Here is a 14,211-nt window from a genome sequence, read left to right as displayed (position 1 = left end):
TTATCCCTGCGGTAAAAACGGTGTTGACCACGATGAGGATTGGTGGGGAATCTCCTTTTTATAAAGAATAAAAATTCTTATTTTTTGAATTAAAATTCACTATTTTTGCATTTAAACGGTTCAGCAATGCCTGCTTCACGTTTCAAAAAAGTTAAAATATAGACTGAGGGGATTAATGGTCATACCACAGGCGGGCTATCACTTTGCCGCATGTTTCTCGTGCATTTGTTAAAATCTGGTGGGATTGGTGATTTAGCTCAAGGTCCTTATGGACAGAAGGTGAATACTTTGTTACTTTAGCGTCACGTTTTTTAAATTGGTATTACCAATTGACTCCGCGCCATTCGCAGAGAAGAATTCACTATGGCATATAGCAAGATCCGTCAGCCCAAACTGTCAGATGTGATTGAACAGCAGTTGGAGTTTCTGATACTTGAGGGAACCTTGCGCCCCGGCGAGAAGCTCCCACCGGAGCGCGAACTGGCAAAACAGTTTGATGTTTCCCGCCCTTCTCTGAGAGAAGCCATTCAACGTCTGGAAGCCAAAGGTCTCCTTTTGCGCCGTCAGGGTGGTGGTACCTTCGTTCAAGCCAATCTATGGCAAAGTGTCAGCGATCCGCTGGCAGAATTACTGAGCACACATCCCGAATCACAGTTCGATCTTCTGGAAACGCGTCATGCGCTGGAAGGCATTGCTGCCTACTACGCTGCACTGCGTGGCACAGCGTCGGATCTGCAACGTATCCGGGATTGCCATGCCGTGATTGAGAAGGCGAGGGAAGCGGGCGATCTGAACGCCGAGTCAGAAGCCGTTATGCAGTATCAGGTTGCTGTAACAGAAGCCACGCATAATGTGGTTTTGCTGCATTTGGTGCGCTGTATGGGGCCGATGCTCGAACAGAACGTGAGGCAGAATTTTGAATTGCTTTATTTGAGCCGTGAAGTGTTGGCTCAGGTTAGCATTCATCGCGCCAGCATTTTTGAGGCGATTGTTGCCCGTGAGCCGGAGAAGGCGCGCGAAGCATCACACCGCCATCTGGCGTTTATTGAGGAAGTATTGCTGGATCTTAACCGGGAACATAGTCGGCGCGAGAGATCGCTGCGTCGGCTCCAGCAACGCAGGGACTGAGCACCCGTATTTTGGTGTTCTAAATGCGGTAATCAAGACGATGAGCCTGTCTTCATGCGTTTTGCTTAACAGTAGCGCTGAGCAGAATGCAGGAAGACAGGCTCCAACAAACCAACTTATTAGAGAAGATAAGGAATAACCATGTCAGATCGTTTAAATAATGACGTGGATCCGATCGAAACCCGCGACTGGCTGCAGGCGATCGAATCGGTCATCCGTGAAGAGGGTGTTGAACGCGCCCAGTTCCTGATTGATCAGGTTCTGAGTGAAGCACGTAAAGGCGGTGTCAGCGTTGCTGCTGGTACGGCTGCACGTCAATACATCAACACCATCGCAGTGGAAGACGAGCCGGAGTACCCTGGTAATCTGGATCTGGAACGTCGTATTCGCTCAGCAATCCGCTGGAACGCGATCATGACGGTGCTGCGCGCTTCGAAAAAAGATCTGGATCTGGGCGGCCACATGGCTTCTTTCCAGTCTTCCGCCACTTTCTATGAAGTGTGCTTTAACCACTTCTTCCGTGCTCGCACTGCGCAGGACGGCGGCGACCTGGTCTACTTCCAGGGCCACATTTCTCCGGGCGTTTACGCTCGTGCCTTCCTTGAAGGCCGTCTGACCGAAGACCAGATGAACAACTTCCGTCAGGAAGTTCACGGTAACGGTCTGTCTTCTTATCCGCACCCGAAACTGATGCCGGACTTCTGGCAGTTCCCGACCGTTTCTATGGGGCTGGGCCCGATTGGTGCTATCTATCAGGCTAAATTCCTGAAGTATCTGGAAAACCGTGGTCTGAAAGATACCTCTAAACAAACCGTTTACGCTTTCCTGGGCGACGGTGAAATGGACGAACCAGAATCCAAAGGGGCGATCACTATCGCGACCCGTGAAAAACTGGACAACCTGGTGTTCGTCATCAACTGTAACCTGCAACGTCTGGATGGCCCAGTTACCGGTAATGGTAAGATCATCAACGAGCTGGAAGGTATCTTCAGCGGCGCTGGTTGGGATGTGATCAAAGTCATGTGGGGCGACCGTTGGGACGAACTGCTGCGTAAAGACACCAGCGGTAAACTGATCCAACTGATGGACGAAACCGTCGACGGTGACTACCAGACTTTCAAATCCAAAAACGGTGCCTATGTGCGTGAGCACTTCTTCGGTAAATACCCGGAGACGGCAGAACTGGTTAAAGACTGGACCGACGATCAGATTTGGTCACTAAACCGTGGTGGTCACGATCCGAAGAAAGTCTACGCTGCACTGAAAAAAGCGCAGGACACCAAAGGCAAACCAACCGTTATTCTGGCGCATACCATTAAAGGTTACGGTATGGGCGACGCGGCTGAAGGTAAGAACATCGCTCACCAGGTTAAGAAAGTTAACATGGATGGCGTGCGTTACTTCCGTGACCGCTTTAACGTGCCAGTGTCTGATGATGACATCGAAAAACTGCCATACATCACTTTCGATAAAGATTCAGCAGAGTACAAATACCTGCACGAGCGCCGTCAGGCGCTGGGTGGCTACCTGCCATCTCGTCAGCCGAACTTTGACGAAAAGCTGGACCTGCCAACGCTGGAAGATTTCAGCACCCTGCTGGAAGAGCAGAACAAAGAAATCTCTACCACTATCGCGTTTGTTCGTGCCCTGAACGTGATGCTGAAGAACCAATCTATCAAAGATCGTTTGGTTCCAATCATCGCTGACGAAGCGCGTACCTTCGGTATGGAAGGTCTGTTCCGCCAGATCGGTATTTATAGCCCGAAAGGCCAGCAGTACACCCCGCAGGACCGTGAGCAGGTTGCTTACTACAAAGAAGACCAGAAAGGTCAGATTCTGCAGGAAGGTATCAACGAACTGGGAGCAGGCTCGTCCTGGCTGGCGGCGGCAACGTCTTACAGCACCAACAACCTGCCAATGATCCCGTTCTACATCTACTACTCCATGTTCGGTTTCCAACGTATCGGCGACCTGTGCTGGGCAGCGGGTGACCAACAGGCGCGTGGCTTCCTGATCGGTGGTACTTCAGGTCGTACGACGTTGAACGGCGAAGGTCTGCAGCACGAAGATGGTCACAGCCATATTCAGTCGCTGACCATCCCGAACTGTATCTCCTACGATCCCGCATTCGCCTATGAAGTCGCAGTCATCATGCATGACGGTCTGCACCGCATGTACGGTGAAGCGCAGGAAAACATTTACTACTACATCACCACGCTGAACGAAAACTACCACATGCCTGCGATGCCGCAGGGTGCGGAAGAAGGTATCCGTAAGGGTATCTACAAGCTGGAAACGGTTGAAGGTAGCAAAGGTAAAGTGCAACTGCTGGGCTCCGGTTCTATCCTGCGTCACGTACGTGAAGCGGCTCAGATTCTGGCGACAGATTACGGTATCGGCTCTGACGTATTCAGCGTAACGTCCTTCACTGAACTGGCACGCGAAGGCCAGGATTGTGAGCGTTGGAACATGCTGCATCCGACCGAAACGCCACGCGTCCCTTACGTGGCTCAGGTACTGAGCGATGCGCCAGCGGTTGCGTCTACTGATTACATGAAGCTGTTTGCTGAGCAAATCCGTAACTTCATCCCAGCGAGCGATTACCGCGTACTGGGTACTGACGGTTTCGGTCGTTCTGACAGCCGTGAGAACCTGCGTCACCACTTTGAAGTGGATGCGTCTTACGTCGTGGTTGCGGCTCTGGGTGAACTGGCTAAACGCGGTGAAATCGATAAGAAAGTGGTTGCTGATGCCATCACTAAATTCAACATCGATGCAGATAAAGTTAACCCGCGTCTGGCATAAGAGGTAAAGATTACATGGCTATCGAAATCAACGTACCGGACATCGGTGCAGATGAAGTTGAAGTCACCGAAGTGCTGGTGAAGGTTGGCGACAAAGTTGAAGCTGAACAGTCGCTGATCACGGTTGAAGGTGATAAGGCTTCTATGGAAGTCCCTTCTCCGCAGGCTGGTGTCGTGAAAGAGATTAAAGTCTCTGTCGGTGACAAAGTTGAAACTGGCAAACTGATCATGATTTTCGATTCCGCCGACGGTGCAGCTGACGCTGCACCTGCCAAGGCAGAAGAGAAGAAAGAAGCGGCGCCGGCTGCTGCCCCAGCGGCATCGGCTGCGAAAGACGTCAACGTACCGGATATCGGCGGTGACGAAGTCGAAGTGACTGAAGTATTGGTTAAAGTAGGCGACACCGTTGCGGCTGAACAGTCTCTGATTACCGTAGAAGGCGACAAAGCGTCTATGGAAGTCCCTGCACCGTTCGCGGGTACGGTTAAAGAAATCAAAATCAGCACCGGTGATAAAGTGTCTACCGGTTCTCTGATCATGGTATTCGAAGTGGCGGGTGCAGCACCTGCTGCCGCTCCGGCACAAGCCGCTGCTCCAGCAGCAGCTGCGCCAGCGGCCGCTGGCGCGAAAGACGTCAACGTACCGGATATCGGCGGTGACGAAGTCGAAGTGACTGAAGTGATGGTTAAAGTTGGCGATAAAATCGCGGCTGAGCAATCACTGATCACCGTTGAAGGCGATAAGGCTTCAATGGAAGTCCCTGCGCCGTTCGCGGGTACGGTTAAAGAAATCAAAATCAGCACCGGCGATAAAGTGAAAACCGGCTCACTGATCATGGTCTTCGAAGTGGAAGGCGCTGCACCTGCTGCGGCTCCAGCTCCGGCTGCCAAGCAAGAAGCGGCTGCACCGGCTCCAGCAGCAAAACCTGCTGCTGCACCGGCTGCGAAAGCGGAAGGCAAGAGCGAATTTGCTGAGAACGACGCGTACGTTCACGCGACGCCGGTTATCCGTCGTCTGGCTCGTGAATTCGGTGTGAATCTGGCGAAAGTGAAGGGTTCTGGTCGTAAAGGCCGTATCCTGCGCGAAGACGTTCAGGCGTACGTGAAAGATGCGGTGAAACGCGCTGAGTCTGCACCTGCCGCTGGCGCTGCTAGTGGTGGTTCTCTGCCGGGGCTGTTGCCGTGGCCGAAAGTCGATTTCAGCAAGTTTGGTGAAGTGGAAGAAGTGGAATTGGGTCGTATCCAGAAAATCTCTGGTGCTAACCTGAGCCGTAACTGGGTGGTAATCCCGCACGTTACGCACTTCGACAAAACCGATATCACCGAACTGGAAGCGTTCCGTAAACAGCAGAACGTGGAAGCTGAGAAGCGCAAACTGGACGTGAAAATCACCCCAGTTGTCTTCATCATGAAAGCCGTTGCTGCTGCCCTTGAGCAAATGCCACGTTTCAACAGCTCACTGTCTGAAGATGCGCAGCGTCTGACGCTGAAGAAATACATCAACATCGGTGTGGCGGTTGATACACCGAATGGCCTGGTGGTTCCAGTGTTCAAAGACGTGAACAAGAAAGGCATCATTGAGCTATCTCGCGAACTGATGGCGATCTCCAAGAAAGCTCGTGATGGCAAACTGACTGCTGGCGAAATGCAGGGCGGATGCTTCACTATCTCCAGCCTGGGCGGCATCGGAACGACTCACTTTGCGCCGATCGTCAACGCGCCGGAAGTGGCTATCCTGGGTGTGTCCAAGTCCGCGATGGAACCGGTCTGGAATGGTAAAGAGTTCACGCCGCGTCTGATGATGCCGATGTCTCTGTCCTTCGACCACCGTGTCATTGACGGTGCTGATGGTGCTCGTTTCATTACCATCATTAACAACACGTTGTCTGACATCCGCCGTTTGGTGATGTAATCGAAAAGCCGGCCTGACGGCCGGCTTTTTTCTGATAAGCTGTTATTCGTTACAGCAATCAGTGATTAAGGACAAATCGTTAGTCGCTTGTTGTTTCAAAATTGTTAACGATTTTGTAAACTACTGCGGCAAAGACACGTCCCGGTGGAAGAGGGCGTTATTAAAAATGCACCCTCAATCAGAATGATGACGGGTGTGACGTCACAGACCCGCCGGAAATCAATTAAGAGGTCATGATGAGTACTGAAATTAAAGCTCAGGTAGTGGTACTTGGTGCCGGCCCCGCGGGTTACTCTGCTGCATTCCGCGCGGCGGATTTGGGTCTGGAAACCGTACTGGTAGAGCGCTACTCCACGCTGGGTGGGGTGTGTCTGAATGTAGGTTGTATTCCTTCCAAAGCCCTGCTGCACGTTGCTAAAGTCATTGAAGAAGCCAAAGCGCTGGCGGAACACGGTATCGTGTTCGGTGAACCTAAAACCGACATTGATAAAATCCGTCTGTGGAAAGAAAAAGTCATCACCCAACTGACCGGTGGTCTGGCTGGCATGGCGAAAGGCCGTAAAGTTAAAGTGGTTAACGGTCTGGGTAAATTCACCGGTGCCAACACGCTGGAAGTCGACGGTGAAAACGGCAAAACGACGATCAACTTCGATAACGCGATTATCGCTGCGGGTTCACGTCCGATCCAACTGCCTTTCATTCCTCATGATGACCCGCGCGTATGGGATTCTACCGATGCGCTGGAGCTGAAAAGCGTCCCAGGACGTCTGCTGGTTATGGGCGGCGGTATCATCGGTCTGGAGATGGGTACCGTTTACCACGCTCTGGGTTCACAGATCGACGTCGTTGAAATGTTCGATCAGGTGATTCCGGCTGCTGACAAAGACATCATCAAAGTCTTCACCAAGCGTATCAGCAAGCAGTTCAACCTGATGCTGGAAACCAAAGTGACGGCAGTAGAAGCCAAAGAAGACGGCATCTATGTAACGATGGAAGGCAAAAAAGCGCCTGCTGAGCCACAGCGTTACGACGCGGTTCTGGTGGCTATCGGTCGCGTACCGAACGGCAAAAACCTGGATGCGGGCAAAGCGGGCGTGGAAGTTGACGATCGCGGCTTTATCCACGTTGATAAACAAATGCGCACCAACGTGCCACACATCTACGCTATCGGCGACATCGTCGGTCAACCGATGCTGGCGCACAAAGGCGTGCATGAAGGCCACGTTGCTGCCGAAGTCATCTCCGGTAAGAAACACTACTTCGATCCGAAAGTGATTCCTTCTATCGCCTATACCGAACCGGAAGTGGCGTGGGTGGGTCTGACCGAGAAAGAAGCGAAAGAGAAAGGCATCAGCTACGAAACCGCGACCTTCCCATGGGCCGCGTCTGGCCGTGCTATCGCGTCTGACTGCGCTGACGGTATGACCAAACTGATTTTCGACAAAGAAACTCACCGTGTTATCGGTGGTGCGATTGTCGGTACTAACGGTGGTGAACTGTTAGGTGAAATCGGTCTGGCAATCGAGATGGGCTGTGATGCAGAAGATATCGCACTGACCATCCATGCGCACCCAACGCTGCATGAGTCCGTTGGTCTGGCGGCTGAAATCTTTGAAGGCAGCATCACTGACCTGCCGAACCCGAAAGCGAAGAAGAAGTAAGTTCGCTCAGGCTCGACTAGCGTGAATTCAATCCGGCACCTTTACAGGTGCCGGATTTTTTTTACGCATCAGAGGTGGGAAATACTCGCGCGCAGAGGAAATCCACGAGTGCCCGTACTTTTGGTGACGGGTGTTTGCTGGCAGGCCACAACACATGGAAGACGCCGCTGCGTTCCACATAGTCGGTCAGGATCGGCTGTAGATGGCCGTCGGCCAGCGCTTCACGGATGGAGAAATCTGGCAGGTAGGCGATCCCTAGCCCTTGCAGTGCGAAACAGAGGCGCGTTTCGATGTTGTTGCAGACCATCGAGGTGGGTAAGAGTAACTCTGATTCGCCGGGGGGAAGCCGCAGCGCCCACGGCTCCAGCTTGCCGCTGTTGGGAAAGCGGTAGTGCAGACAGGTGTGCTGCATCAAATCGGCAGGTTTCTGAGGCATACCATGCCGAATAAGGTAGTCCGGCGCGGCCACCACCATAAAACGAAAAGTACCCAATTTACGTGCGGTGAGGCGTGAATCAACGGGGTCTCCTGTCCGTACCACGGCATCGAAACCTTCCTCAATGACGTCCACCATTCGGTCGGTGAAGTCCAGATCCAGTTCTATCTCGGGATATTCGCACATGAACTCACCGAGCACGGGGAGCACCAGTGAACTGACCAACGGCAGACTTACCCGCAGGCGTCCGCGTGGAACGGCGCTGGTCTGCGACAGTTCCAGTTCTGCGGCCTCGATTTCTGCCAGAATACGCCGGCTACGCGCCAGAAATAGTGATCCTTCAGCCGTCAGTGTGATGCTGCGCGTACTGCGGTGAAACAGCCTCACGCCCAGTTTTTCTTCGAGCCGTGCGACGCTTTTGCCTACCGCGGACGCGGACACGCCCAGTAGACGACCCGCGGCAACGAAGCTGCGCGTTTCGGCCACCTGTACAAACACCACAAAGCCATTCAGGCTATCCATACACCCTCTCTCTATTGCGGACAATTTATTCCGCATACCAAGGAACTGTATCCCACTTTTTCTTTAATGGTTGATTTTTTATCGTAGCGGGAATGCTCATTGATGAAAGGAATATTTCGTGATAACTCCCGCATTTCCTCTGTATAGCCGTGTTGCAACAGCGCCTCTCTCTGCCCGAATTCAGGCCATTGTTCAACAGGCGTTGGACGAACGGCGTTTGGTCGGTGCTGTTGTGCTGGTCGCGCACAACGGAGAATTGATGCATCAGCAGGCGGCAGGATGGGCTGACCGGGAAAACGCCCGTCCTATGACGCTGGACGCTATCTTCCGGCTGGCCTCCGTCAGCAAGCCGATTGTGTCCGTAGCAGCGATGGTGCTTGTGGCGCAAGGCCGGCTCGATCTGGATGAAGATATCACTCGCTGGATGCCGACGTTCCAGCTCCGGCTGGCCGACGGCAGCCCAGCGCGCATTACCGTGCGGCAGTTACTCAGCCACACCGCGGGTTTGGGCTACCGCTTTTTCGAGCCCCATGCGGACGGCCCTTACGCACAGGCGGGTGTCTCCGATGGTATGGATGCCTCCGGCATCAGCTTGACTGAGAACCTGCGTCGCATCGCCAGCGTTCCCCTGCAATACGCGCCGGGAGAGGCCTGGGGCTATTCGCTGGCAACGGACGTATTGGGAGCCTTGATTGAACGCATTCACGGTACGTCATTGGACGAGGCGGTTCGCCAACTGGTGACTGACCCGTTGGGCATGCACGACACCAGCTTCGTTGTGCGCGACCCATCGCGCCTGACTACCGCTTATGTGAATGACACCCCGCAGCCGCACCGTCTGGCCGAAGGCGAAACGGTTTCTCCATTTGAGGGAGCCATCGGCATCGCGTACAGCCCCGCTCGCATTTGTGATGCGCGAGCTTTTCCATCAGGCGGAGCAGGCATGGCAGGGACGGCCTGGGATCTGCTGCGCCTGCTGGAAGCCCTGCGTAAAGGGGGCGGCGTTCCGCTGCCTGACGCGCTGATCGAGGAGATGGGGTGCGATCAGACTCAGGAGCTGGAACTGCCCAATGCACCGGGCTGTGGTTTTGGCCTCGGTTTCTCGGTCTTGCGCGATCCGCAGTTAGCCGAGTCGCCAGAATCGTCAGGCACCTGGCGCTGGGGGGGAGCTTACGGTCATTCATGGTTTGTCGATCGACAACAAGGTTTGAGCGTGGTGGCTTTCACCAACACCATGTACGAGGGGATGTCGGGGCGTTTTGTCACCGATCTGCGCGATGCCGTGTATGGCGAGTTGGAGGCAGCACGATGACGGCCTCATTGACCGATGTACACCGTGACAGACTGCCTGTTGCCTCATTGCTGGCATTAGCCACGGCAGCTTTCATCACTATCCTGACCGAAGCGCTGCCAGCAGGCTTGCTGCCGCAAATGGCGCAAGGTCTGGCGGTGTCCGAAGCCTGGGTCGGGCAAACCGTCACTATCTATGCCGTGGGTTCTTTGGCGGCCGCGATCCCGTTAACCGCCGCTACGCAAGGTGTGCGTCGTCGCCTATTGCTGCTGGTAGCCATCGCAGGTTTCGCTGTCGCCAATGCTGTTACGGCATTTTCCGGTAGCTATGTGCTGACGATGGCGGCGCGTTTTCTGGCGGGTGTTTCAGCCGGGTTGCTGTGGGCGCTACTGGCGGGCTATGCGGCCCGTATGGTGCCTGAACATCAGAAGGGACGCGCTATTGCGATAGCGATGGTGGGCACTCCATTGGCGCTGTCGCTCGGCGTGCCCGCTGGCACCTTTCTGGGTAACTTACTCGGCTGGCGCATGTGCTTCGTTATGATGAGTGGTTTGGCATTAATACTCATGCTGTGGGTTCGTATTCAGGTTCCGGATTTCGCTGGGCAATCTGCTGGCAAGAGGCTATCTCTGGGGCGCGTGTTCACGATGGCGGGTGTGCGGCCCGTGCTATGTGCCGTGCTGGCCTTTGTGCTGGCGCATAACATTCTCTACACCTACATTGCGTCGTTTCTTGCGGCAGTGGGCATGGTTGCACAGACGGGTCTGGTGCTGCTGGTATTCGGCGTTACATCACTGCTGGGCATCTGGATCGTCGGCGTGCTGATTGACCGCTATTTGCGCGCCCTGACGCTCGCCTGCTCGGCATTGTTCTGTCTGTCCGTCCTGGCGCTTGGCGTGGCGGGTGATGTACAAGCCGTGGTCTATGTGGCTGTGGCGGGCTGGGGACTTGCCTTCGGCGGCGCGGCGACGTTATTCCAGACGGCTATTGTCAGAACGACTGAAGAGGGGGCCGATGTGGCGCAGTCTATGTTGGTTACGGTCTGGAACATGGCTATTGCGGGGGGCGGTATTATCGGCGGCATTCTGCTGGAGCACGTCGGCGTTATCGCGTTCTCTCCGGTGCTGCTGGTGCTGTTATTGATTGCGTTCGTTGTCGTCTGGTCTGCCAGACAACATGGTTTCCCTATGACGCAACGGTAAAGTACTTGAGTGCGATTTTTTGCCGGACGCTTCGCAGAATGCACCCTCCGTCCGTTTATTTTTAGCCGCGTCAATTACAATCAAACTTCAAAAAAGAAACGATGTTTTGTTTTTGAGGTTATGATGAATCTGAATACCTTACGCACCTCTGTCTGGCTATTGGCGGCTTTGCTGGCTAGCCCTTCACTGATGGCGAACGACATGAACCCTACGATTCAACCCGCGACGGATCTGGCGGTGACGGATGAAGGGCTGCCTTCATTTTATCCGCAGCTTAAACAACAGATGACCTACTCGGGTTCTTGGCTATCTGGGAATTTTACGGATTTTAGCCAGTGGCAATCCCAGTCGAGAAAAACGCTGCGTGCGCTACTGCTGACGCCGGATTCCACCAAAGACTTCGCGCCGCAGGCGATGGAAAAACAAGATCGCGGCAGCTATATGGCGGAGAAAATCGCCGTCAACCTGACCGATGAAAGTCGTGTAGACGCGTTGCTTCTGACGCCAAAAAGCGCGGGGCCGCATCCCGCGGTCATCCTGCTGCACGATCACGGTGCGAAGTTTGATATTGGCAAAGAGAAGATGATCAAGCCGTGGGGGAATGACGCACAGCTTGATTCTGCACAGGCATGGGCCGATAAGTTTTTCACCGGGCGCTTTGTCGGGGATGAACTGGCGAAGCGGGGCTATGTGGTGCTGGCTGTGGATGCACTCGGTTGGGGATCGCGCGGGCCGATTAAATATGAGCAGCAGCAGGCACTGGCGAGTAACTTCTTTAATCTGGGGCGCTCGCTCGCGGGTCTGATGGCCTACGAAGACATGCGGGCAACGGACTTTCTGGCATCACTTGAGCAGGTTGATAAGCAACGTATCGGCGTCGTGGGGTTCTCGATGGGCGCCTATCGTGCCTGGCAGCTCGCAGCGCTGTCGGACAAGGTAGCGGCGACGGCGGCGGTGTCCTGGATTGGCACGTACGACGGTCTGATGACGCCGGGTAACAATGTGTTGAGAGGACAGTCGGCATTCTACATGTTGCACCCAGGGCAACCGACACGCTTTGATTTCCCGGATGTGGCGAGCGTTGCCGCACCAAAACCGATGCTGTTATTTAACGGTGGCAAAGACAAACTGTTCCCGACGCAATCTGTTGAAGACGCCTACGCGAAAATGCACAAGGTGTGGCAATCTCAAGGAGCGGACAACAACCTGCAAACCAGGATCTGGCCTGAGCTGGGACACGTGTTCTATCAGGAACAGCAGGAAGAGGTGTTTCGCTTTCTGGATCAATGGCTAAAACCATAGCCGTTAGCGACTGAATTGTAATAAATTTTTGATAACATCAGGCTACAGACGCAGTGTTAAATAGCTATTTAGAAAAATCTGAGCTTTTTATCAACAGTGACATGAAGCGTATACGGCTAACATTCCCATCAGGCAGATTGAGTTGATATCGAGGCACGCTAATACTGGCGCTGCCGATAAGGGAGTTATCGATAGCGCCTGCAACATAGAACCGTTTTATACCCTAAATAATTCGAGTTGCATGAAGGCGGCAACCGCACGAGTCCCCAGGAGCTTACTCAGGTAAGTGACTGGGGTGGGTAAGGACAAATCGGCTTAGCCGATTTGAACGCCGCTTGCGGCGGCTCTTTAGAGCGAGGCTCAGAGATGAGCCGAGTATTGCCAACGCACAAGCAGCTTGAAGTATGACGGGTATAGTCGTGGGAAATTAAAACAGCAACCCGAGTAAATAGCGTAAATCGCCTGATTGTCGTAATGCGCAGCGGTCAGCGATCTGGTCGCTGTCGAGGTGCGTCAACGAACCGAGCGTTTGTTGCAGCTTGGCACGGGGGTCTGTGGGGCGCGCCGAGGTTTCCTGACGTGTGGTGCGCTGGATTAACGTACTGCCGTTACGCAGGTGCAGTGTCACCTCATGAAAGCGTGCCTCCGGGTCAAGCTCATCGGGCGGTGCGGTTTCATCGGCGCGGCGTATGATGCGATTCGCCAGCGCGGAGATCGCGGTTTCAACTGGTGCTTCCGAAAAATGCGCCAGCTTCAATTCCCCTTCAATTAGCGCCGCTGCAATCACATACTCCAGACTAAAGCGCGCTTCTACGCCGTTTGTCGCGTTACGGATAAACGGCGCGACATCGCCACCCGGCGGGAACGCCACCGTGATATGTTCGATGGCATCGGCCAGATCGGCATCCGCGCCATTCTGTTTATGCCATTGTTCCCGCAGGGCAAACGCGGCTTCGGCCGCGCTGTGGGTGCCGCCACAGGTTGGGTAGCGCTTGAACTCCAGACCGGGAGACAGCATGCGCCACGGCGCACCCCAGTTTTCAACCAGCAGTTCCGGCTGTTGTTGTTGATCGCCGTGCGCCGCAAGAAAGGCGTCAATCACCTGCTGTGTGTTGCCCTCGAAGCCTGCTAAGCCCAGTTTGACGGCGGTTAGCCCCGCTCTGGCGGAAAGTCCGGCATGTAGCGGTTTGACCGCTGAACCAAACTGCGCCCTCAGCCCTGCGGCCTGTGTAGCGGCTAAGCCAAGAATAATCTGTGTCTGCTCCATCGAAGCGCCAGCCAGACGTGCCGCGGCAGCAGCAGCGGCGATAGCACCGAGCGTCGCCGTGTTGTGGTAGCCGAGGCTGTAATGGCGTGGGCCACATGCCAGCCCGATTCTGCCTGCCGCCTCCACGCCAATCACGTATGCCGTCAAAAACGCCTCTTCCGTTACGGATGAATCCTCTGCGGCAAGGGCAAACAGTGCGGGCAGAATGACGGTACTGGGGTGTCCACGAAACGCCGGATGGTAATCGTCAAAGTCCAGTACGTGGCCGGAATAGCCCAGGATCAGACTACGCGTCAGGGTGTCCGTGCCGCTGAACACCTGCTTTAACGGCGCAAGCCCGCTATCGGTAATGGCTCCTTGTGCGATCGGAAGCGCGGTAGAGATGAAGTCAGTCACTCCGTCACGGGCAGCCTCTATCGCTTCCCGATTGGGGTCGCTGTGGATGATGTGGTGGGCAAGCATTGCGGTGATATCAGTCTGATTGGTCATGGGTCGTCATGTGTGCTGGCAGAAAAATAGTAATTTACTGTGCATCGCTGAATAGCGATTAATAACCAAACGGAATAATAAATTCCATTTGGTTATTAGCGGTTCGGAATCAGAAGCGGTCTTTTAGCTGGCCAAGTGTAATACCGAATGCACGGCGCAGAGCCGTAGCAAAGTTGAACTGCACCCCAAATGTTGGAT

Annotated in this window: 9 protein-coding genes; 7 read left to right on the top strand and 2 right to left on the bottom strand. The window is 54.3% G+C overall.

Going from position 1 to position 14,211, the window contains the following annotated elements:
• The first annotated feature begins 363 nt into the window (after positions 1–363).
• The 4 genes from pdhR (at position 364) to lpdA (ending at position 7,504) form a co-directional block, all read left to right on the top strand.
• Positions 364–1,128, top strand: a complete 765-nt coding sequence (pdhR, locus tag O1Q74_RS16640) for a pyruvate dehydrogenase complex transcriptional repressor PdhR (protein WP_271874709.1) — start codon at positions 364–366, stop codon at positions 1,126–1,128.
• 141 nt (positions 1,129–1,269) lie between these two features.
• Complete coding sequence (aceE, locus tag O1Q74_RS16635; protein WP_271874708.1) at positions 1,270–3,933, top strand: pyruvate dehydrogenase (acetyl-transferring), homodimeric type; 2,664 nt, start codon at positions 1,270–1,272, stop codon at positions 3,931–3,933.
• Between the two features lie 14 nt (positions 3,934–3,947).
• Positions 3,948–5,843, top strand: coding sequence for a pyruvate dehydrogenase complex dihydrolipoyllysine-residue acetyltransferase (gene aceF, locus O1Q74_RS16630; RefSeq protein ID WP_271874707.1), 1,896 nt, complete (start codon positions 3,948–3,950; stop codon positions 5,841–5,843).
• A gap of 236 nt (positions 5,844–6,079) precedes the next feature.
• Entirely contained in the window at positions 6,080–7,504 is a 1,425-nt protein-coding gene (lpdA, locus tag O1Q74_RS16625; protein WP_039278363.1) for a dihydrolipoyl dehydrogenase, read from the top strand.
• A 61-nt stretch (positions 7,505–7,565) separates the two neighbouring features.
• Here lpdA and O1Q74_RS16620 read toward each other — a convergent pair whose 3' ends face one another.
• Positions 7,566–8,462, bottom strand: coding sequence for a LysR family transcriptional regulator (locus tag O1Q74_RS16620; protein ID WP_271874706.1), 897 nt, complete (start codon positions 8,460–8,462; stop codon positions 7,566–7,568).
• A 118-nt stretch (positions 8,463–8,580) separates the two neighbouring features.
• On the opposite strand from O1Q74_RS16620, the gene O1Q74_RS16615 reads away from it, so the two are divergent.
• The 3 genes from O1Q74_RS16615 to O1Q74_RS16605 all read left to right on the top strand — a co-directional run bounded on the left by O1Q74_RS16615 (position 8,581) and on the right by O1Q74_RS16605 (position 12,257).
• Entirely contained in the window at positions 8,581–9,774 is a 1,194-nt protein-coding gene (locus O1Q74_RS16615; RefSeq protein WP_271874705.1) for a serine hydrolase domain-containing protein, read from the top strand.
• Positions 9,771–10,955: an MFS transporter gene (locus O1Q74_RS16610; RefSeq protein ID WP_271874704.1), complete on the top strand. Its 1,185-nt coding sequence runs from the start codon at positions 9,771–9,773 to the stop codon at positions 10,953–10,955. Before O1Q74_RS16615 ends, O1Q74_RS16610 begins: the two co-directional genes overlap by 4 nt.
• 123 nt (positions 10,956–11,078) lie before the next feature.
• Positions 11,079–12,257: a dienelactone hydrolase family protein gene (locus O1Q74_RS16605; RefSeq protein ID WP_271874703.1), complete on the top strand. Its 1,179-nt coding sequence runs from the start codon at positions 11,079–11,081 to the stop codon at positions 12,255–12,257.
• Positions 12,258–12,684: 427 nt separating this feature from the next.
• On the opposite strand, the gene O1Q74_RS16600 is transcribed toward O1Q74_RS16605, so the two are convergent.
• Positions 12,685–14,013: an MmgE/PrpD family protein gene (locus tag O1Q74_RS16600; protein ID WP_271874702.1), complete on the bottom strand. Its 1,329-nt coding sequence runs from the start codon at positions 14,011–14,013 to the stop codon at positions 12,685–12,687.
• Positions 14,014–14,211: the final 198 nt, after the last annotated feature.

It is taken from the genome of Pectobacterium sp. A5351 (assembly GCF_028335745.1).
GTDB lineage: Bacteria > Pseudomonadota > Gammaproteobacteria > Enterobacterales > Enterobacteriaceae > Pectobacterium.
This window is presented reverse-complemented; position numbering and strand designations above follow the sequence as displayed.

Excerpts from the sequence above, each read along its gene's own strand:
- lpdA (WP_039278363.1), top strand. The coding sequence starts at position 6,080 with ATGAGTACTGAAATTAAAGCTCAGGTAGTGGTACTTGGTGCCGGCCCC.
- aceE (WP_271874708.1), top strand. The coding sequence starts at position 1,270 with ATGTCAGATCGTTTAAATAATGACGTGGATCCGATCGAAACCCGCGAC.
- O1Q74_RS16620 (WP_271874706.1), bottom strand. The coding sequence starts at position 8,462 with ATGGATAGCCTGAATGGCTTTGTGGTGTTTGTACAGGTGGCCGAAACG.
- pdhR (WP_271874709.1), top strand. The coding sequence starts at position 364 with ATGGCATATAGCAAGATCCGTCAGCCCAAACTGTCAGATGTGATTGAA.
- O1Q74_RS16600 (WP_271874702.1), bottom strand. The coding sequence starts at position 14,013 with ATGACCAATCAGACTGATATCACCGCAATGCTTGCCCACCACATCATC.
- aceF (WP_271874707.1), top strand. The coding sequence starts at position 3,948 with ATGGCTATCGAAATCAACGTACCGGACATCGGTGCAGATGAAGTTGAA.
- O1Q74_RS16605 (WP_271874703.1), top strand. The coding sequence starts at position 11,079 with ATGAATCTGAATACCTTACGCACCTCTGTCTGGCTATTGGCGGCTTTG.
- O1Q74_RS16610 (WP_271874704.1), top strand. The coding sequence starts at position 9,771 with ATGACGGCCTCATTGACCGATGTACACCGTGACAGACTGCCTGTTGCC.